This is a genomic window from Achromobacter sp., assembly GCF_032102605.1.
Lineage (GTDB): Bacteria > Pseudomonadota > Gammaproteobacteria > Burkholderiales > Burkholderiaceae_B > Achromobacter.
Map to the genome: position 1 here is coordinate 59230 of NZ_DAMDGT010000012.1, position 18801 is coordinate 78030.

General features: G+C 64.0%; 24 protein-coding genes and 1 tRNA gene. 15 read left to right on the top strand and 10 right to left on the bottom strand.

Annotation, left to right across the window (positions count from 1 at the left end; genetic code table 11):
* Positions 1-48 precede the first annotated feature (48 nt).
* The 4 genes from rpsR (at position 49) to RT614_RS22725 (ending at position 3138) form a co-directional block, all read left to right on the top strand.
* The gene (gene rpsR, locus RT614_RS22710) at positions 49-321 is read left to right on the top strand and encodes a 30S ribosomal protein S18 (RefSeq protein ID WP_006218308.1); all 273 of its coding nucleotides are present in this window, start codon (positions 49-51) and stop codon (positions 319-321) included.
* 14 nt (positions 322-335) lie between these two features.
* Positions 336-791 (top strand): 50S ribosomal protein L9, encoded by a 456-nt coding sequence (gene rplI / locus RT614_RS22715; RefSeq protein ID WP_313624426.1) that lies wholly within the window; start codon positions 336-338, stop codon positions 789-791.
* Positions 792-919: 128 nt separating this feature from the next.
* Positions 920-1759 (top strand): RIO1 family regulatory kinase/ATPase, encoded by an 840-nt coding sequence (locus RT614_RS22720; RefSeq protein WP_313624427.1) that lies wholly within the window; start codon positions 920-922, stop codon positions 1757-1759.
* A complete protein-coding gene (locus tag RT614_RS22725; RefSeq protein WP_313624428.1) occupies positions 1756-3138 on the top strand; it encodes a replicative DNA helicase in 1383 nt (460 codons plus the stop codon). The genes RT614_RS22720 and RT614_RS22725 overlap by 4 nt, the downstream gene beginning before the upstream one ends.
* Before the next feature lie 67 nt (positions 3139-3205).
* Here the strand turns inward: RT614_RS22725 and RT614_RS22730 are convergent, their stop codons facing one another.
* The 5 genes from RT614_RS22730 to RT614_RS22750 all read right to left on the bottom strand — a co-directional run bounded on the left by RT614_RS22730 (position 3206) and on the right by RT614_RS22750 (position 6911).
* On the bottom strand, positions 3206-4183 hold the full coding sequence (locus tag RT614_RS22730) for a bile acid:sodium symporter family protein (RefSeq protein ID WP_313624429.1): 978 nt from the start codon (positions 4181-4183) through the stop codon (positions 3206-3208).
* Between the two features lie 142 nt (positions 4184-4325).
* Positions 4326-5306, bottom strand: a complete 981-nt coding sequence (gene pdxA, locus RT614_RS22735) for a 4-hydroxythreonine-4-phosphate dehydrogenase PdxA (protein ID WP_313624430.1) — start codon at positions 5304-5306, stop codon at positions 4326-4328.
* 68 nt (positions 5307-5374) lie between these two features.
* Complete coding sequence (locus RT614_RS22740) at positions 5375-5689, bottom strand: hypothetical protein (RefSeq protein ID WP_313624431.1); 315 nt, start codon at positions 5687-5689, stop codon at positions 5375-5377.
* 79 nt (positions 5690-5768) lie between these two features.
* On the bottom strand, positions 5769-6227 hold the full coding sequence (locus tag RT614_RS22745; RefSeq protein WP_313624432.1) for an Lrp/AsnC family transcriptional regulator: 459 nt from the start codon (positions 6225-6227) through the stop codon (positions 5769-5771).
* A gap of 78 nt (positions 6228-6305) precedes the next feature.
* On the bottom strand, positions 6306-6911 hold the full coding sequence (locus tag RT614_RS22750; RefSeq protein ID WP_313624433.1) for a hypothetical protein: 606 nt from the start codon (positions 6909-6911) through the stop codon (positions 6306-6308).
* 205 nt (positions 6912-7116) lie between these two features.
* Between RT614_RS22750 and RT614_RS22755 the strand changes: the two genes are divergently transcribed.
* A complete protein-coding gene (locus tag RT614_RS22755; protein WP_313624434.1) occupies positions 7117-7362 on the top strand; it encodes a hypothetical protein in 246 nt (81 codons plus the stop codon).
* Positions 7363-7585: 223 nt separating this feature from the next.
* Entirely contained in the window at positions 7586-7819 is a 234-nt protein-coding gene (locus RT614_RS22760; protein ID WP_313624435.1) for a hypothetical protein, read from the top strand.
* Between the two features lie 12 nt (positions 7820-7831).
* Here RT614_RS22760 and RT614_RS22765 read toward each other — a convergent pair whose 3' ends face one another.
* A complete protein-coding gene (locus RT614_RS22765; RefSeq protein WP_313624436.1) occupies positions 7832-8407 on the bottom strand; it encodes a DedA family protein in 576 nt (191 codons plus the stop codon).
* Positions 8404-9843: a PLP-dependent aminotransferase family protein gene (locus RT614_RS22770; RefSeq protein WP_313624437.1), complete on the bottom strand. Its 1440-nt coding sequence runs from the start codon at positions 9841-9843 to the stop codon at positions 8404-8406. The genes RT614_RS22765 and RT614_RS22770 overlap by 4 nt, the downstream gene beginning before the upstream one ends.
* Before the next feature lie 169 nt (positions 9844-10012).
* Between RT614_RS22770 and RT614_RS22775 the strand changes: the two genes are divergently transcribed.
* The 4 genes from RT614_RS22775 to RT614_RS22790 all read left to right on the top strand — a co-directional run bounded on the left by RT614_RS22775 (position 10013) and on the right by RT614_RS22790 (position 12583).
* On the top strand, positions 10013-10393 hold the full coding sequence (locus RT614_RS22775; protein ID WP_313624438.1) for a hypothetical protein: 381 nt from the start codon (positions 10013-10015) through the stop codon (positions 10391-10393).
* A 20-nt stretch (positions 10394-10413) separates the two neighbouring features.
* Positions 10414-10490, top strand: a tRNA-Met gene (locus tag RT614_RS22780).
* Between the two features lie 225 nt (positions 10491-10715).
* A complete protein-coding gene (locus RT614_RS22785) occupies positions 10716-11060 on the top strand; it encodes a hypothetical protein (RefSeq protein WP_313624439.1) in 345 nt (114 codons plus the stop codon).
* Between the two features lie 287 nt (positions 11061-11347).
* Positions 11348-12583, top strand: coding sequence for a TIGR03862 family flavoprotein (locus tag RT614_RS22790; RefSeq protein WP_313624440.1), 1236 nt, complete (start codon positions 11348-11350; stop codon positions 12581-12583).
* Between the two features lie 23 nt (positions 12584-12606).
* On the opposite strand, the gene RT614_RS22795 is transcribed toward RT614_RS22790, so the two are convergent.
* Complete coding sequence (locus RT614_RS22795; RefSeq protein ID WP_313624441.1) at positions 12607-13011, bottom strand: hypothetical protein; 405 nt, start codon at positions 13009-13011, stop codon at positions 12607-12609.
* 59 nt (positions 13012-13070) lie between these two features.
* Positions 13071-13430: a hypothetical protein gene (locus tag RT614_RS22800; protein ID WP_313624442.1), complete on the bottom strand. Its 360-nt coding sequence runs from the start codon at positions 13428-13430 to the stop codon at positions 13071-13073.
* A gap of 245 nt (positions 13431-13675) precedes the next feature.
* Between RT614_RS22800 and RT614_RS22805 the strand changes: the two genes are divergently transcribed.
* The 5 genes from RT614_RS22805 to RT614_RS22825 all read left to right on the top strand — a co-directional run bounded on the left by RT614_RS22805 (position 13676) and on the right by RT614_RS22825 (position 17727).
* A complete protein-coding gene (locus tag RT614_RS22805; RefSeq protein WP_313624443.1) occupies positions 13676-13810 on the top strand; it encodes an entericidin A/B family lipoprotein in 135 nt (44 codons plus the stop codon).
* Positions 13811-13938: 128 nt separating this feature from the next.
* A complete protein-coding gene (locus RT614_RS22810) occupies positions 13939-14370 on the top strand; it encodes a BPTD_2524 family lipoprotein (protein ID WP_313624444.1) in 432 nt (143 codons plus the stop codon).
* 3 nt (positions 14371-14373) lie between these two features.
* On the top strand, positions 14374-14784 hold the full coding sequence (locus RT614_RS22815; protein ID WP_313624445.1) for a hypothetical protein: 411 nt from the start codon (positions 14374-14376) through the stop codon (positions 14782-14784).
* 99 nt (positions 14785-14883) lie between these two features.
* Positions 14884-16176, top strand: coding sequence for an aspartate carbamoyltransferase (locus tag RT614_RS22820; RefSeq protein ID WP_313624446.1), 1293 nt, complete (start codon positions 14884-14886; stop codon positions 16174-16176).
* 117 nt (positions 16177-16293) lie between these two features.
* Positions 16294-17727, top strand: coding sequence for a diguanylate cyclase (locus RT614_RS22825; protein WP_313624447.1), 1434 nt, complete (start codon positions 16294-16296; stop codon positions 17725-17727).
* Between the two features lie 54 nt (positions 17728-17781).
* On the opposite strand, the gene RT614_RS22830 is transcribed toward RT614_RS22825, so the two are convergent.
* On the bottom strand, positions 17782-18681 hold the full coding sequence (locus RT614_RS22830; protein ID WP_313624448.1) for a recombination-associated protein RdgC: 900 nt from the start codon (positions 18679-18681) through the stop codon (positions 17782-17784).
* Between the last annotated feature and the right edge of the window lie 120 nt (positions 18682-18801).

Genomic DNA, 18801 nt, shown 5'->3' on the forward strand with positions numbered 1-18801 from the left:
TGATAATTCCGGGCAGGACCAACCCCCTCAAACATAAAGGCACATATCATGGCTTTCTTCGGAAAACGCAAAGAAAAACGCAAATTCACGCAGCAGAACCCGCTCTTCAAGCGTCGTAAGTTCTGCCGCTTCACCGCAGCCGGCGTCGAAGAGATCGACTACAAGGATCTGGACACCCTGCGCGACTTCGTGCAAGAAAACGGCAAGATCATCCCGGCTCGCCTGACCGGCACCAAGGCAATCTACCAGCGTCAGCTGGACACCGCCATCAAGCGCGCGCGCTTCCTGGCCCTGTTGCCTTACACCGACAACCACAACTAATCCGGGGCACTGAAATGCAAGTTATTCTGCTCGAAAAAGTCGTCAACCTGGGCAACCTGGGTGAAGTCGTGCGCGTCCGTGATGGCTACGCCCGCAACTTCCTGATTCCCCAGAAGAAGGCCCGTCGTGCAACCGACGCCGCCCTGAAGGAATTCGAAGCCCGCCGCGCCGAACTGGAAAAGGCCCAGGCTGAAAAGCTGGCCGCTGCCCAAGCTCTGGGCGAGCGCATGAACGGCTTCCAGCTGAAGATCAGCCAGAAGGCTGGCGTCGACGGCCGTCTGTTCGGTTCGGTCACCAACGCCGACATCGCCGAAGGTCTGAAGAAGGCTTCTTTCGAAGCCGTCGAAAAGGCCCAGGTGCGTCTGCCCAATGGCCAGCTGAAGGCCATCGGTGAGTTCCCCGTCCAGGTCGCCCTGCACGCTGATGTCGTCGTCGACATCACGGTCCTGGTCGAAGGCGAACTGTCCTAAACCGGCACTCGCGGTAAAAAGAAGCCGGCCCGCGCGCCGGCTTTTTTTCTTTGCGTGTTTTCGCTCCCGTCCTGCTACGAACGGCTCCGATGCGCGCCCCGATTCACGCTGTCAATCCAGAGGATCTCTTGAGTCATCCGCCTGTCCACCACAATGCGCCGCCCGGCCTGCGAGCCTGGCTCGACAGCGTGGATGCTTCGCGTGAACCTTCGGTGCGGGATGTGAAGATTGACGGCGTGCGCTGCATCATCAAGCGACGCAGGCCAGGCTTCCTGCAGGGCGTGAGTTATGCATTGCGCTATGTCCGCGCGCTCTTCCTCGGCGTGGGCTGCAAGATATTCCTGGGCGAGTTTCCGCGTCCTGGCGTGCTGCTGCGCAATGGACTGGCCCATGAAGCGCAGCGCCTGTCGCAATTGCAGGAGGCCGGCTGCAGGGTCCCCGAGGTATGGTGGCAGCAACAGAACCTGTTGGTGCTGGAGTTCGTGGGGTCGGATCTTGCGTATCTCATTCGCAAGGAAGACTCGACGTCGCGCCTGTGGCTGACGCGCGCGGCCGCCACCGACCTGGCGGCCTTCCATGCGCGCGGCATGTGGCACGGCGGCGCGCAGATCCGCAATGTGACGCTGCAGGAAGGCGAGCTCTGGCGCATCGATTTCGAAGAAAACATCGGGGCGACGCTGTCCCGTCCGCTGGCACAGGCGTACGACCTGTTCCAGATGCTTGCTTCATTGGTGTCGCTACGTAAACTGGACGACGGCGACGCCCGGACGCTGGGTAAACTGGCCCTGGACGTCTATCTGGACAGCAACCCCGATCCCGAAGTCAAGGCCGGCCTGATGCGCCTGGCCCGCGTCCTGTGCGCCGTTGCAATGCCGCTGCGCCCCGTTCTCAGCCGCTTTCCCTCGCGCGATGTCCAAGGGTTTTTCCGCGTGTCGGACATCCTGCAGCCGTTACTATTGAAGCCATGAATACACCCGCCGACTCCCAGCTCGAATACCTGCGCGTTCCTCCTCATTCCATCGAGGCGGAGCAGTCGGTCCTGGGCGGTCTCCTGCTGGACAACGCCGCATGGGACCGCATCGCGGACGTGCTGATCGAAGAAGACTTCTATCGGCACGACCATCGGCTGATCTGGCACCACATCGCCCGGCTGATCGGGCTGGCGCGCCCGGCCGACGTCATCACGGTGCACGAGTCGCTGGTCAGCGCCGGCAAGGTCGAGGAATCCGGCGGCCTGGCCTACCTGAACGCGCTGGCGCACAACACGCCGTCGGCCGCGAACATCCGGCGCTATGGCGAGATCGTGCGCGAGCGCGCCATGCTGCGCAAGCTGGTGTCCATCGCCGACGAAATCTCGTCGGCGGCCATGAACCCCCAGGGCAAGGAAGCGCGTCAGCTGCTGGACGAGGCCGAATCCAAGGTCTTCCAGATCGCCCAGGAGGGCGCGCGCGGCGCTGCGGGCTTCCAGGAAATCCAGCCGCTCCTGACCCAGGTGGTCGAGCGCATCGACGAGCTTTACCACCGCGAAAGCACGTCCGACGTGACGGGCGTGCCCACGGGCTTCACCGATCTGGACAAGATGACCTCCGGCATGCAGGGCGGAGACCTGATCATCGTGGCGGGCCGCCCGTCGATGGGCAAGACCTCGTTCTCCATGAACATCGGCGAGCACGTGGCCATCGAAGAAGGGCTGCCGGTCGCGGTGTTCTCGATGGAAATGGGCGCGGTGCAGCTGGCCATGCGTATGCTGGGCTCCGTCGGTCTGCTGGACCAGCACCGCATGCGTACCGGCAAGCTGATCGCCGAGGACTGGCCGCGTGTGACGCACGCCGTGCAGCTCATGCAGGACGCGCAGGTCTACATCGATGAATCCCCTGCGCTCAGCCCCATGGAAGTGCGGGCGCGCGCGCGCCGTCTGGCGCGCCAGTGCGGGCAGCTTGGCCTCATCATCATCGACTACCTGCAGCTCATGTCGGGCAACGGGTCGGGCGAAAACCGGGCCACCGAAGTGTCGGAAATCAGCCGCTCGCTCAAGGGCCTGGCCAAGGAACTCAACTGCCCGCTCATCGCGCTCTCGCAGCTGAACCGAAGCCTGGAACAGCGCCCCAACAAGCGCCCCGTCATGAGCGACCTGCGCGAATCGGGCGCCATCGAACAGGATGCCGACGTGATCCTGTTCATCTACCGCGACGAGGTCTACAACCCGGATTCGCCGGACAAGGGCACTGCCGAGATCATCATCGGCAAGCAGCGTAACGGTCCGATCGGATCGGTGCGCCTGACCTTCCAGGGGTCCAGCACGCGCTTCCTGAACTTCTCGGGCGCGCAGCCGCGGGACATGTACTGATCCGTCGGCATACGTAAAAAAACCGCGCTTGTGGAAAGCGCGGTTTTTTTTTGCGGCCTAAGAAGCGTCAGTGCGTGGTTTCGGGCCGCTTGCCGTAGCGCGCGGCAAGGACGCCGCAGACCATGAGCTGGATCTGGTGGAACAGCATCAGCGGCAGCACCACCGCGCCGACGGCGTGGCCGGCGAACAGCACCTGCGCCATCGGAATGCCGCTCGCGAGGCTCTTTTTGGAACCGCAGAAGAGCAGGGTGATGCGGTCTTCGATGCTGAAGCCGAACATTCTGCCGGCCAGCGCGGACAAACCCAGCGCAAGCGCCAGGATCACGCCGCAGCTCACGACCAACCCGACCAGCGCGGGAATGGGCGTGCTGCTCCACAGGCCTTCATTGATGGCTTCGGAGAATGCCGTGTAGACCACCAGGAGGATCGATCCCTGGTCCACGAACTTCAGCATGGCCTTGCGCTTGTGCACCCAGGCGCCGATCCAGCGACGCGCAAACTGGCCCAGCACGAAGGGCAGCAGCAGTTGCAGCATGATCTTGCCGACCGCGTCGAACGAAATCGGTGCGCTGCCCGCGTTGGCCACCACGGTGCCGACCAACAGGGGCGTCAGGAAGATGCCAAGCAGGCTGGAGGCCGACGCACTGCAGACCGCCGCGGGAACGTTGCCGCGCGCCATGGAGGTGAAAGCGATCGCGGACTGCACGGTTGCCGGCAGGCAGCACAGGAACAGGATGCCGAGGTACAGCTCGGGCGTCACCAGCGGCTCAAGCACGGGCTTGAGCGCCAGTCCCAGCAGCGGGAACATCAGGAACGTGGCCGAGAAAATGGTCAGGTGCAGCTTCCAGTGCGTCAGGCCGGCGATGATGGCCTCGCGGGACAGGCGTGCGCCATGCAGGAAAAACAACAGGCCGACGGCCACGTTGGTGATCCAGCCGAAGATGACCACGCCCTGTCCATGCGCGGGCACGATGCTGGCGATGATGACGGTGCAGATCAGGTAAAGGGTGAAACGGTCAGGCAGGAGTCGAACGAGGCGGGACATGGGGACGGGAGGAAAGACAGAAAAGCGGCGGGGCGCGCGGGGCGCCGGAAACGGGGCGTATTGTAGACCCGGGGCGGGCGCGATCCGTCGCCGGCGGATGCAATCGTCCGCGCGATGATTCAGGCAGCGGCTTTTTTCGGGGTCAGGGCGTCATCGCCAGCGCCAGGTCAAACGCGGCCACCAGCGATGCGTGGTCGGCCGTTCCCTTGCCGGCAATGTCGAACGCAGTGCCATGATCCACGCTGGTGCGCACGAAGGGCAATCCGACGGTGACGTTCACGCCATGATCCAGGCCCAGGTACTTCACGGGGATCAATCCCTGGTCGTGGTACTGCGCCACGACGATGTCGAATTCACCACGGCGGGCACGCATGAAGATCGTGTCGCCGGGCCAGGGGCCGCTAGCGTCGATGCCTTCCGCGCGCGCGGCTTCGATGGCCGGTTCGATGATGTCGATGTCTTCGCGTCCGAACTTGCCGCCTTCGCCTGCGTGAGGATTCAAGCCCGCGACGGCAACGCGCGGACGCGCGATGCCCATTTGGCGACAGGCGCGATCCGCAAGCCGCATCGCGGTCAGCTCGGCCTCGGGGGTGATGCGCGCAATGACGTCGGCAAGCGCCACGTGGATCGTAACCAGCAGCACGCGCAGTTCGTCGTTGGCCAGCATCATCGCGAAGTCATGCGTCCCGGATCGCTCCGCCAGGATTTCGGTGTGGCCGGGGAAGTCGATGCCGGCTTCGTGCATGGACTTCTTGTTGAGCGGGGCGGTGACGATGGCGCGGATATGGCCGGCCAGCGCATCGTCGATGGCCGCGCAGACATAGTCATAGGCCCCGCGCCCGGCAAGCGCGTTCACGCGCCCGAGCGGCAGGTCGGCGGGCAAAGGCGGGCTGCAGGCGACTACGTGAAGGCGTCCCGGTTCCGGCCGGGCCTGGTCGATCGCCGTGATCTCGACGATATCCAGGCGGGCATCCAGCTGCGCTGCGGAGCGCCGCAGCGCGCCGGCGTCGCCGTACACCACGCATGGCGCGTGCATGCCCTGCGCGTAGGCTTTGACGATGATCTCGGGACCGATGCCAGCGGCATCGCCCATGGTAATGCCCACGGGCAGGGATGTTTTCACGGTGGAGTGCAGTAAGGAAGCGGGTGTCATCAATGCTACACCCGATCAAGCGCGGCGCCGGGCAGCGCTCAGTTCGCCGCGGCCTTGTCCTTGGGCGGTTCGATGGGCGCGCATTCGAAGGTGACCGTGGCGCGCTTGGAACCCAGGCCGGTCGCGTGGTTGGACGTGACCTTGGGCTTGATCAGCCTGCGGCCGAGCGACTGGCAATGCTCGTCGGCGCGCTCCATGGTCTTGTTCTTGATTTCCACCCAGCTCAGCAGCTGAGTGCCGGAACTGTACGTGACGCTGTAGAGGTCCTTGTCGACGGACGTGACCTCGCTCATGCTGGAGCAGGCAGTCAGCAGGGTGAGCAGGGCGGCGGCAGGGGCAAGGCGTGCAAGCATGAAAAATCCAGGATTCGCGACAGGCCTCATTACACCACCATGTCGCGCCCGGCGGAAAGCCGGCGCGCCACGGCGCCCCTTACGGCGCGGCGACGGCGCTGCGGCGGTCGACCTTGCGGCTGAGCACGATGGACGTCTGCGTCTGCTTGACGCCGTCGATAAGCCCGATGCGGTCCAGGAGTTCGTCGAGTTGCTCGTGGGTTTCGCAGCGCAGGAAGATAAGGTAGTCATAAGGCCCGCTGACCGATGACACCTCTTCGACTTCGGGCATTTTTTCCAGTTCGCGGATCACCGCGGCCGGCGTCTTGGGAAGCACGCTGATAAAGCAGTAAGCCCTTACCGCCGCTTCTTCCAGCAGCCGCCCCAGGCGCACGCCATAGCCCGCCACGATGCTCTCGCGCTCGAGCCGCGCGATGCGAGCAACGACCGTCGTGCGCGCCAGGCCCAGCTTGCGCGCAAGAATCGCCGCCGGTTCGCGCGCATTGGCTTGCAGCAGGCTGAGCAATTGCCGGTCGATGGCGTCGAGTCGTTCGTTCATGCGTGGGCGTTGGCGATGAGCCGTTCGGCGAAATGCCGACGGTACAGGCGCCGGCCTGCCGGCGTCAATGTTGCGCGCTCATCCGTCGGATTCGGGAAGAATGCCGCCTTGGTAGATGCGGCCATCGAACTCGAAGCGAGTGATGGTTTTGTGCGCGGCATCGAAGATTCGGTCACGGCTGGCGTCGTCCAGGCCGTCGTGGTCTGCAAAGCTGAATCGGCACAGGTCGATGTCGCTGTCGTAGAACGCGCTGTGCACGAAGCGGCTGACATCCGACTCATGGGCGAAGCGGGCGAATTCGCGCAGTTGCTCCATTTCATGGAAGGACCCGTTGCGGCTGACGAGCAGCATGCCGAACTTGCGTTCTTCGTCGGCCATCGGTTCCGGTGGCGGCGCCGGGTCGGCGGCGTGAGCGTCCGTGTACTCGAACCGCGCGCCGACTTCCGCCATGGCGGCCAACACGCGCTGCCACTCCTGTTCTTCCAGCGTCAGCCGGGCCATCATGTAGAAAAGGCGTTGCCGTCCCAGCGAGCGGGGCTCCGGGCCGCCGACGAAGCTGGGCCACGGAGTCGATGCATCCAGTCCGGCCAGCTCGGCCATCTTGGCATCGCTGTATCCCAGTCTGTCCTGGAGTCGCTGCAGCGACTGGGCGTTTGGCGGGACGTAGTTCTGAATCGTTTTCATGAGCGCGCTCCGAAGGCGCCGGCGGCCCGGACCGGCGCCGGCGGCGTGCGCCGCGGTGCCCTTGCGGCTACGCTTCATGCTAGCGCGCCCCTGAAAGCTTGCCTAGCGGGCGGGGCGCTTCCGCGGCGCCTGCCAGGGCCGGTCGCAGGAGCAGGGGGCCATGCTAGGATTTGCGCCGAAAATCATTGCCAGGAGGCTTTACATCATGGATACGCAGGAACAAATCGCCGTCATCGTGCACACCATTTCGCATCAGGGCGGCCGCATCGACGCGCTCAATGCCGCGTTGCTGTCGACGCTGCATCTGGTGAAGGGTTCCCCGGGTCTGCGCGAAGCCATCGAGGCTCAACTCGAGCAGAACTACTCCAGCCTGCTGGCGCGTTCCGAAAATCCCCAATACGTGGCAGGCTTTGAAAGCGTGCGCGACATGGTCATCGCCGCATTGAAGTGATCCGGACGGCTAGAGTTACCCACAACTTCTGTGGACAAGCCTTGGGATAGCGCGGGCATAGGTGCGCAAATCCCTTTGATTACAATGGCTTGGAATTTGCGGTCAAAGGTGACGCCCGGGTGATGCGCCTTGATGCATCTCGTGGGCCGGCACGGAAGGTCCAGCCCGGTTAATATGCCGCCCCATGCGGAATCAGTATTCATTGGAATGCCGGAGCAAAGCCATGACGGCACGTGTTTCGGAAGCGGCAAAGCTGGCGGCGTTCGACCCCGGCAAACTTTCTCCCGAGGCACGGGAGAGCTGGGAGCGCATGGGCCACGGCTTCAAGGCCTGGCACGACTTCGATCAGCGGCACCCGATCCTTCGCCGCCTGGCGCGGCTGCCGTTCATCGGCACCCTGTACCGCAATGCCCGGCGCCGTCATGTCCAGCGCGCAAGCGGCAAACTGGTGATCTGAACCCGGCCCGCGTCACGTGCGGCGGCGGGCGTAAAGGCGGGCGTATAGCCGATACCCCAGCCAGACCAGCACTCCCAGCGCCGCGGCCACGGCCAGCTTGGTTTCCACGCCGTGCAGGCGACCCAGCAGAGCCTCGATCGTCTGTCCGAACACATACCCCAGCAAGCTGAAGCACACCGCCCAGATCGCGGCGGCAATGGCGTTCAGCAGCAGGTAGCGCAGCGGCGACACACGCGACGCGCCCAGGGCGACGGGGCCGACCGTGCGCAGCCCATATAGAAACCGCAAGGTCAGGATGAACCCGTCGGGATAGCGGTCGATGGCCGCCAACGCCTTGTCGAACGCGGGTTTTTCGCGGATACGCCGCACGTACCGGTGATCGCGATAGCGCCGGCCCAGATAAAACAGCAACTGGTCCGCCAGAAATGATCCGCCGAACGCGCATAACATCACGTATGGCAGCGGGAAGAGCCCCTGGTGCGCCAGGAAGCCCGCCAGCACCACGACGCTCTCGCCTTCCAGGAACGTTCCACCCACTACGGCCCACAACCCGTAGTCGGCGATGAATTGGTGCAGTTCCGGATTCATCCTGTCTTTTCTTCCACGATGCGCGCCAGCGTCACCAGCGCGCGCGCGACGTCGGGCGTGATGCGCTGACCGCAGCTGATACGCAAAAAGTGGTTGTACCTCGGGCCATTCGAGAACATCGCGCCGGGCGCGACACGTATCCCTTGCCGCAGCGCGGCTTCGAAAACTTCCATTCCGGATAGCCCGTCGGGCATCTCGACCCACAGCAGCATACCGCCCTGCGGTACGCTCAGACGCGTGCCGCGCGGAAAATGCGCGGCGATGGCTTCCGCGGTCTGGTCGCGCTGGGTCTTCAACTGCCGGCGCAGCCGCGCAAGGTGCCGGTCATAGGCGCGCGAGCCCATGAATTCGGCCACCGCGATCTGCGCCAGCGGTTCATTGGGACGGCTTTGCGCGAACTTCAGCATGGCGATGCGCGCCTTCCAGCGTCCGCCCAGCAGCCAGCCCAGCCGCATGCCCGGCGCCAGCGTCTTGTGCATCGACGAACAATAGATCACGTTGCCGGTCGCATCCCAGGACTTGGCCGCCGCCAGGGGCGTGTCGTCGTCGGTCAGGGCGCCGTAGGTGTCGTCCTCGATAAGCGGCACCTGCTGGCGCTCGCAAAGGGCAACCAGGCGCGCCTTCTGCTCGTCGGGCATGACGCAGCCCAATGGGTTCTGGAAATTCGGCACCACGACCACGGCGCGGATATTGCCGTGCGTCTGGAAAGCCAGGTCCAGCGCCTCGATCGACAGTCCGTGTTGCGGACTGGTCGGAATCTCCAATGCCCGCATTCCCAGGCTTTCCAGGATCTGCAGCAGGCCGAAATACGCAGGCGATTCCACCGCAATCGTGTCGCCGGGACGCGCCACGGCGCGCAGCGCCAGGTTCAGGGCCTCGATGCAGCCGTGCGTGACAATGACGTCGTCCGGCGTGGCGTTGATGCCGTTGGCCAGGGCGCGGCGCGCCAGCACGCCGCGCAGGTCGGGATGCCCCTGCGGCGGCACCGGGCTGACCAACACCTCCGGGGACTGCCGCAGGGCGCGCGTCATCGCCTGCTTGATGGCGTCCATGGGATAGGCCTGCGGCTCGGCCGCCGCCAGGGCGAAATTGGCGCTCACCGGATGGGCCTCGCACTTGGCGATGAAGTCGGAGACGCGATCGTGGATGCCCACATACTGCGCCGCGCCGAGCATCTGCCGGATATCCGGTTCGCTTACGGGCGGAATGCTGTTGCGCCGGGGCTTCAGGACGAAGTAGCCGGAGCGCGGGCGCGCCTCGATCAAGCCGTCATCTTCCAATTGGCGGCACGCCTGCAGCGCGGTCGACAAGCTGACGTGATGGGTACGCACCAACGTGCGGACGGAAGGCATGCGCTGAGCGGGAGCAAGCACGCCCGTCTGGATGGCTCGCCGGTAATGATTCGCCAGGCGTACGTACAGCGGTTGAGGGTCCATGCGCCGATCTTGCTCCCGAGGGGTGGAATAGGGGTAGGCACAGATCCAGGAAAAGTACACCATAACAGGCACAAAATCGAGCTTCTGCATCGGTACAGAAAGGTCGCTTGTGTGGCTGTTGCGCAAAGCAGGGCGCGCGTAGCCTGTGGTTGTCCATTTGGAGATGACCATGACCCCGCACCCCGACTTCGAATCACAAGCGCTCCGCGTCGACCTTCCCTCCGGCGCTGACAGGCGGCTTCCGCTGCGACCCGGCGCCGCGGTGATCTGCACGGAAGGCAGCGTCACCGTGGAAGAAGTCATGAAAGGCTCGGAAGCCGCGAACGCGCTGGTTCGCGTGGTGGCAGTCCGCGTGAACGCGGGAGAATCGCATGTCGTGTCGTACGGGGGCGCCATAAGGTTGATCGCCATTGGCGACGCGCGGCTGATGTGTCTGGATGCGCCGGGTCTGGCTCAGCCGCTTTACCGCATGGTCGCAGCGATTTTTCGATGGTTTTTGCCGAAAAATGGAAACAATCGGCTGGGTGCGCTGCACAAGATTTCAAAATGATGTATGATTCACACATCAGACGCGGGGTGGAGCAGTCTGGCAGCTCGTCGGGCTCATAACCCGAAGGTCGTAGGTTCAAATCCTGCCCCCGCAACCAGTTTCAAGCAGTACCCCGGCCAGCCGGCAGCGCTTTTACAGCGCGCTCAGTCGGGCCCGCCAGAAAAGCCGCGAATCTCTTCGCGGCTTTTTTTCGTTGGGCGATTGCGCTGGGTCATGCCGTCGTTCCAGTCCGGAGTTTCCCGGGTGTCCGCGTCCGCACATCGCCGTGGCCCTGCGCTACCATGGGTCACGCGCGCTAGCTTGCCGCATACCAGGAGTATCCATGGGAACCGCAAAATACGACCATCCCGGCTACGTTGCCGATACGGGCGCCGAGGGCAAATACCATGTGGGCATCTGGTGCCCCCATGGCTATCCCGCCCACATCCATATTGGCCGGCCCGCGGAACGCGGCGATCCCCGCGCTTTGCTCCGTCTTCGCATCCCGGACGGCGTCTTCCAGTCTCTGCCGGACGACCCTGAAACCCTTTGCCGTCGCGCGTTGGGCCAGGCGCTGGACGCCGGGCTGCTGCCGTCCGTTGCGGTGGATGGCGAATACCAGGAGCTTCGGTTCCAGATCGATGCCGAACCCTGGTCCGGTCCCATGCAAGCCGCCGAGCGCGTCTGACCAGGCTGGCTGGGCGGGACGGTGATAGTTACCCACAAGGATTGTGGACAAGCCTTGGGATAGTCACTGCGTATTCTCGATTTTTCTTGCAATAACAAGGGCTTGGCGCCTGCGGTCAAGAAGTGGCCGGTGCCGGCCCTTTTTTACGCCCACGCCGTGCCGGGATGCCTCCATGAGACAATCGCATCCCCACTGCCCGTGGGCCCGTCCGGTCATTCCTTTACTACTTTGTCCTGCATGTTTTCTACCTTGCCCGCCTCTCGCCCCGTCATGAAGGTATCGGCCCCATGAGCCCTGCCGGCAGACGCGTCGCCATCGTCGGAGGCGGACCCGCCGGCCTGATGGCGGCGGAGCGATTGAGCGATGCGGGCGTGCAAGTGGACGTGTTCGACGCGATGCCCTCGGTCGGCCGGAAGTTCCTGATGGCGGGGCGGGGCGGACTGAATCTGACGCATAGCGAACCCGCGGAACCCTTTCTGGCGCGATATGGCGCCCGCGCTGCAGCCGTGGCGCCGTGGCTTGGGGTCATGGATGCAGCAAGCTTGCGCGAATGGGCCCACACGCTGGGCATCAAAACGTTTGTGGGCTCCTCCGGCCGTGTGTTTCCCGAGGAGATGAAAGCGGCTCCTCTGCTGCGGGCCTGGCTGGCCAGGCTGCGCGCGCGCGGCGTGCGTTTTCACATGCGGCATCGTTGGCTGGGCTGGCAGGGCGTCCAGCCTGCCGCGCAAGAACTGCGTTTCGAAACGCCGTCCGGCCAGACGTGCGTGGCGGCCGACGCCGTGGTGCTTGCCCTGGGCGGGGGCAGTTGGGCCAAGCTGGGGTCGGATGGGGCGTGGGTGTCGCAATTGCAGGCCCGCGGCATTCCGGTGGCGCCATTGCGTCCGGCGAATTGCGGGTTTGATGTCGCCTGGACCGAGCATTTTCGCCAGAAGTTTGCCGGTCAACCGGTCAAGTCCGTGTCCATGGCCGGCGGCGGTGCCGCCAGGCAAGGCGAATTCGTCATTTCCGAGACAGGGATCGAAGGCAGCCTCGTCTATGCGCTGTCTGCAAGCGTGCGGGATCAGATCGAGGCGCGCGGTCAGGCGGTAATCACGCTGGATCTTGCGCCCGACTGGACGCCGGAACGCGTCATGGCGGCTGTGGCGCATCCGCGCGGCGCGCGCTCCATGTCCAGCCACCTGCAAAGCCGGATGGGTCTGACTGGCGTCAAGGCCGGCCTGTTGCGCGAATGCGCCTCGGCCGAAGACTTCAAGGATCCGGCTTGCCTTGCGCGCCGCATCAAGGCCTTGCCTGTGACGCTGGCGCGTCCCCGACCGATTGACGAGGCCATCAGCACCGCGGGCGGCGTGTCTTTCGACGGACTGACGCCCGGGCTGATGCTGAAGGCGGCGCCCGGCGTGTTCTGTGTCGGCGAAATGCTGGATTGGGAGGCGCCCACGGGGGGCTACCTGTTGACGGCCTGCATGGCCAGCGGCGCTTTCGGCGCTGGGGGCGTCATGGATTTCCTGAACGGACAGCCCTGAACGGGACTGGCCGCCGACAGATATCAGGAGCCCGTGGGGTGCGGCGCCATGCCGAGCGGGGCGCGTGGAGCAAGATCGCCCACGACATGGCCCACCACCGGAGGCCCCCCTTCGGGCTGCGAAATGATGCCAATGACGCGGGTGATTGCGCTGGCCGGAATGGTCGTGCCGTGGGCGGGATCCTGCACCAACTGCCAGATCGTGGTGCCGGCCAGGCCCGCGTCTCCGTCGGCAGAGTCCAGGTTGTCCAGGCAGTTGCGTGCAAAAGAGGACCAATCCGAAGCGCTACACGGCAAACCATGTGCCGTGGCCAAGCGGGCCAGCGCCAGCGGCGCGTCGGCCTGGCTGGCTGCATGCTGGGCGGCTGTACCCAGGGTAACGTCCAGTGACAGCAGGCGGAGAAACTGTACGACGTTGTCCGAACTCATCTTGTGGTCTCCTTTGGGGCTGTTCTGGCGGGCCTCGGCACGTGCCGGGCGCCACATGGTCAGCCGGGTCCCTGGCCCAGCATAGACACCAACGATTGCTTCAGTCGCGGCGAAAAAATCGGCACCGTGTGCGCTACGCCGCTGCGGTCGATGCCTTCTTTGAGTTGGACAGATTGCCCAAGAAAAATATCCGGCGCCGCGCCGATTTCGTTGTAGCGCGCCAATAGTTCATTCACTTGCGCCTGCGCGTCCGCGAGGGTGCTGCTGTCAGCGAGCTTACCCGCTGCGTGGGCCTGCAAAACCCGATGCAAATCGTCAATAAACAGGGCCAAAGCGGCCTGTCCGCGGCATCCAGGCTGCTCCCAGCCCCACGGCTGAAGTTGCGCGCCTGCGCGGTCCGATGCTTGTTTCTTCGTCATGTGCGCATCCTAATCCATTGGCGGCAAATACGCGACAGGCGGGAATGCCTTGGAAATGTCACGGGCGCGTAAGGGTGGTGACGGTTTTTCTTCAGCGTTGTTACAGAGTTTGCGGGCCGGCCGGCGTCGCGGGCGCGGATTGCACTCATCCTTTTGGTCATTGCAAGGCTGCCGGGCGCTGCTGCGCAAATCGGGGACTTTAAGGTATGCTGGGTCCCGATTCCACGCCCAGACAGGAGATCTTTATGAAGAACAGAGTCTTTCTCGTCGTGCTGCTTTCGATTGCCGCGCTGTCGGCAGGCTGCAATACCGTTGCAGGGGCAGGCAAGGACATCCAGCGCGGCGGCGAAAAGATCGAGGGCGCCGCGGAAAAGAGGTAGGGCGTCAGCCTCCGCTGCCGCACTGATGGCTCAAGGCCACGCGAGAAATGTTTCGGCATTTCGGGCGTGGCCTTTTTGTGGCCGCTGGCATAATCCCGGAAGTTCGAATACCAATGTCGGGAAGAATCATGCGCAAGTCTGTATGGGTAGGTGCAACGTTGGCGGTCCTGTTGGCCGGTTGCGCGAGCACGGGAGTCTACGAGGCGGAGGAGGTCAAGAAAGAAACCTTCAGCGTCGACACCAGCTACCAGGCGGCTTTTCGTCGCGCCGGCGAATACGTCCGCACTTGTCATGTCTTGAAGCCGCATGCCTACGGCGCCGCCTATTCGTGGCGCCACACCCTGGGTGAAAAGGGCGCGCCCGACGAAATCAAGGTTTTCAAGGTCGGCCAACCCGCCACGGTGCTGGAGCTGATCTCCGCCGAAGCCGACGGCCCGGCCAAGTCCAAGGTCACCGTCACTGTGCTGGGCGATGGCCGTTGGGACGAGGCCGAGATCGCCGCGGCGCGCAAGTCGATCCAGAGCGCCACCCCGGTGTGCCGCGACGCCACCGGCGGTTGACATATGGATCCCCGTGCTCAGCAGATACGCACCGGCAGCTTGTCGTTCTCGCTGTTTTCGGGGGCATTCCGGTTCCTCGGATGGTTGAACGGCGCCGCTGCTCTGGTCCTTGTCGGTTTTACGTTGGGCGTGGTGGGCGGAGACGTCGCCGCGCCGGATCTGCAGATTCCCTTGTTGCTGTTCCTGGCGGGCCTGATGCTCTCCTGCCTGGGCGTACTGTTTGCCTATCTGGCGCAGGTCAGCCTGTTGCGGCAGGGCTACAACGGCCATCTGACGCGGGGCCGTTGGCCCTCCCAGCTGCTGGCCATGATCTGCTACCTGGCTAGCGCCTTGGCCTTCTGCGGCGCGTGCTGGCTGGCCTCGGGTCAGGCGGCCCTGGATACGCCGCAATCGACCGCCTACGCGCAGCGGTAAAAACACGGGTAAACCCGTGTGCGCAAAAATGTTGGACTTGTCTGTGTGTAGGGAATAATATGCGCTCTGCGTATATAAATCCTCTTTTTGGGGCCCGTCATGAGCATCTCCCAGCAAGCCTTCCTGCGCGACGCCATGCGCCGCCTCAATCTCACCCGTGACGTTTTTGCCACTCGTATCGGCGTCAAGCGCCGTGCGCTGGACACCTGGCTGTTGCCCGAAGGCTCCCAAGAATTCCGAGCCATGCCGGAAGTCGTGCAGCGCTTCGTGACCGAAATCGTCCAGAATGGTGTTTTGCTCGAAAAATATACGCAAAGCGTACAAGACGGCCCCCTGCGTGAACGCATCGCTGTCGAGGGCAAGAATCAGCTGTTGTCCGTGGATCAGTTCACCCGCGATTCAGTGGAAGACCTGTTCCGAGTGGCCGACATGATGCAACCCATCGCGCGCCGCCAGAAGGTCTCGCGCGTGCTGGAAGGCGCCGTGTTGGGCAACCTGTTCTTCGAGGCCAGCACCCGTACGCGGGTGAGCTTCGGGTCTGCCTTTTGCCGCCTGGGCGGTTCGGTGTGCGACACGACCGGCTTTACGTTTTCCTCGATGGCCAAGGGCGAATCCATTTACGACACGAGCCGCGTCATGAGCGGCTACGTGGACGCGATGGTGATCCGCCATCCGGACCAGGGATCGGTTGCCGAATTCGCGCGTGCGACGAACATCCCCGTCGTCAACGGCGGCGATGGCCCCGGCGAACATCCCAGCCAGGCCTTGCTGGACCTGTACACGATCCTGACCGAGTTCTCGCGGCTGGGCAAATTGCTGGACGGCGCGCACATCGCCATGGTCGGCGACCTGAAGTACGGCCGCACGGTGCATTCGCTCATCAAGTTGATGGCGCTGTACAAGAACGTCAAGTTCTCGCTGGTGTCGCCCAAGGGCCTGGAAATGCCGACCTACATCGTCGAGCAGGCCAGCCGCAACGGCAACATCATCGAACAGAAGACCTCGCTGGCCGAAGGCCTGGCCGGCGCCGACGTCATCTACGCGACGCGCGTGCAGAAAGAGCGCTTCGCAAACGAAGAAAACGAGGGCTACACGCCCGACTTCCAGATCAATCGCGCCATCATCGATGCCTATTGCAGCCCCGAGACGATCGTGATGCACCCGCTGCCGCGCGACAGCCGCCCGGGCGCGAACGACCTCAGCGTCGACCTGAACCACGATCCGCGCCTGGCGATCTTCCGCCAGACCGACAACGGCATTCCCATCCGCATGGCGATCTTCGCCGTCTTGCTGGGCGTCGAAGGCCTGGTGCAGCATTCGCTGCGCGACGTGACGTGGCAGCATCCGTCGCATGTGGGCCCCGATGATTCGGTCTTCCACGGCCTGGATTGAAGTGCCGCCGTGGCAAGGCCGCAGCGCCTTGCCACGGAGAATTCAAGCATAATCCGCGCTGGCTTTTCCGGCCGTGTCTCGGCTGGACACGCACCCAGTTCCAGGGCGGATGATCTTATGTCTTCGAGCAGTACCGGTGTTCCTATTTCCTCGACCGGCGCCGTTGCGGCCCGCGACCAGGATTGCTACCTCAGTGCCTCCAATGCGCAAGCCTGGGAAGCGGTCTATCAGTCGGTCGACGCCTATACGCGTGGCCAGGTCGCGGCGGTAGTGGCCGACAGCGCCACGCAACTGGTCGATGCCTTCTATTCCACGCTGCTGTCCGATGCCGAGGCGGGCCCGCGGCTCTCTCACGAAATCGTCTCGACCCGCCTGCACAACGGCATGAAGCATTGGCTCAAAGGCCTGCTGTGCGTCCGCGAACAGGGCGACATCGACGTGCTGATGGCGACGCAGAAAAAGGTGGGCGAGATCCACGCGCGCGTCCACATCCCGATCCACCTGGTGATGGCCGGCGCGCGCATCCTGAAGAACGAGATCGCGCAGCGCTTGCGCACGAGCGACCTGGATGGCGTCTCGGCCTCGGTGGCCACGCAATACGTCTGTAATCTGTTCGACCTGGCGATCGAACAGATGAGCCGGGCCTTCATGCGCGACATCAACCGCGGCGCGCGCAACGACGAGGCCTATCGCCTCTTCGCCTTGGGGCAGAACATTTCCACCGAGCGCGAGCGCCAGCGCGCCGCCTTGCTGGAATGGAGCCAGGCCGTGTTGATCGGGCTGCACTACCGCGCGCCGGAACAGGCCTTGCCGCGCCTGGCTGCGTCGGAATTCGGCCTGTGGCTGCAGCATAAGGGCGCGGTGCTGTTCGAGAGCGCGCCGGCGCTGCGCCAGATAACGGAAGCCGTGTCGCGCCTGGATGACACGGTGCTGCCGCGAATGATGCAGGGCGATGCGCAAGAGCGGGGCACGCTGCCGGACCAGGTTCGCGAATTGCAGGAACTGGTGGCGCGCATCAAGCATCTGCTCAACGGCCTTTTCGACATGGTGGCCGAGATCGAAAGCGGCAGCGATCCCTTGACGAATGTGCTGAATCGGCGCTTCCTGCCGTCTGTGATCGGGCGCGAGATCTCGATCGCGCAGCGTCAGCGTTCGGGCTTTTCCGTGCTGTTGCTGGACATCGATCATTTCAAGGCCATCAACGATGAGCACGGCCATTCGGGTGGTGACCAGGTGCTGCGCCAGTTCGCCGAGGTGGTGCACCAGACGTGCCGCTCCAGCGACTTCGTCTTCCGTTATGGCGGCGAAGAGTTTCTGGTGGTTCTGGTGGACACAGGCCGGGATGCCGCGCTTGCCGCAGCTGAAAAGCTCGGCGCCGAGATCCGCCGGCATCGTTTCGCGCTGCCCGACTCCGGCGCGCTGCAGGTCACGGCCAGCATCGGTGTCGCGACCTTCGATGGACATCCCGACTACGCTTACCTGATCGACCGCGCCGACAAGGCGCTGTACAAAGCCAAGCAGGCTGGCCGCGACCGCAGCGTCGCGGCATGAAAAAGGCCGCCCCTTGGGGCGGCCTGGTCGTTTGCGCCTTGCGGAGCAAAGGACTTACACCTTCTTTTCGCCGCCCAGGGCTTCCACCAGCTCGGCCATCATTTTGGCCAGTTCGCCGGTCATCAGCATCATGTCGGAGTCGAACTTTTCGTCGTCGTTCGCCGCCACGCCTTCGTTGCCTTCTTTCAGCACGTCCAGCGGCGCGACGCGCTTGACGTCCAGGCCTTCGGTCAGCACGAACGACACGCGGTCGGCCCAGGTCATCGCCAGGCGCGTGCACTGCTTGCCCGACTGGATATGGCGTCGCACGTCATCGGCGTCGATGGAGTGCTTCACGTAGCGGATGGCCGCGCCGCTTTCGCCGGACGAGCGCAGCTCCGTGTCCTGGTCGATGCTGAAGTTGGCGGGCGCTTCGTCTTCGGCCAGCCAGCCCGTCATGGCCGAGGCGGGCGATTGGGCCACGTACAGGTTTTCGAGCGGGAAGGGGTCTACACACTTGGCGAGCAGGCCGATGACTTCGTCAGCCTTGGCGGACGCGGCCGCATCGATGACCAGCCAGTGGTTCTGCGGATCGATCCACACGCGCGTGTCGCGATACACGCTGAAAGCGCGCGGCAGGAGCTCGTCGGTGACGCGCTCCTTGATTTCCTTCATCTGCTTGCGGCCCGGCTTGTAGCCTTGCTGCTCTTCGATTTCCTGGGCGCGGGCCTTGGCGACCTGGTTGACCACGGTGCCGGGCAGAAGCTTCTTTTCGGCACGCAGGCTAAGCAGGATCTGGCCATTGACCACGTGGGCGAGCCCGCCGTTTTCACGCGGCGGCACCCATCCCAGGCTTTGCATTTCCAGGTTGTTGCCGGCTTGGTAGGCATGCCGCGCCAGCGTTTCTTCAAGCTGATCGCCAGTCAGTGTCCAGGGCGAGGAAAGGCGGTAAATCTTGAGATTCTTGAACCACATGAGCGTCGGCCAAAAGGGTTGATTCTATACGACGCGGCGGCTTTGCCGAAGTGGTTAGATGCGTCGGCCCAAGGCGACACGATCTGTCACTGACAGGGGCCGGGCGATCCGGTACTGTCC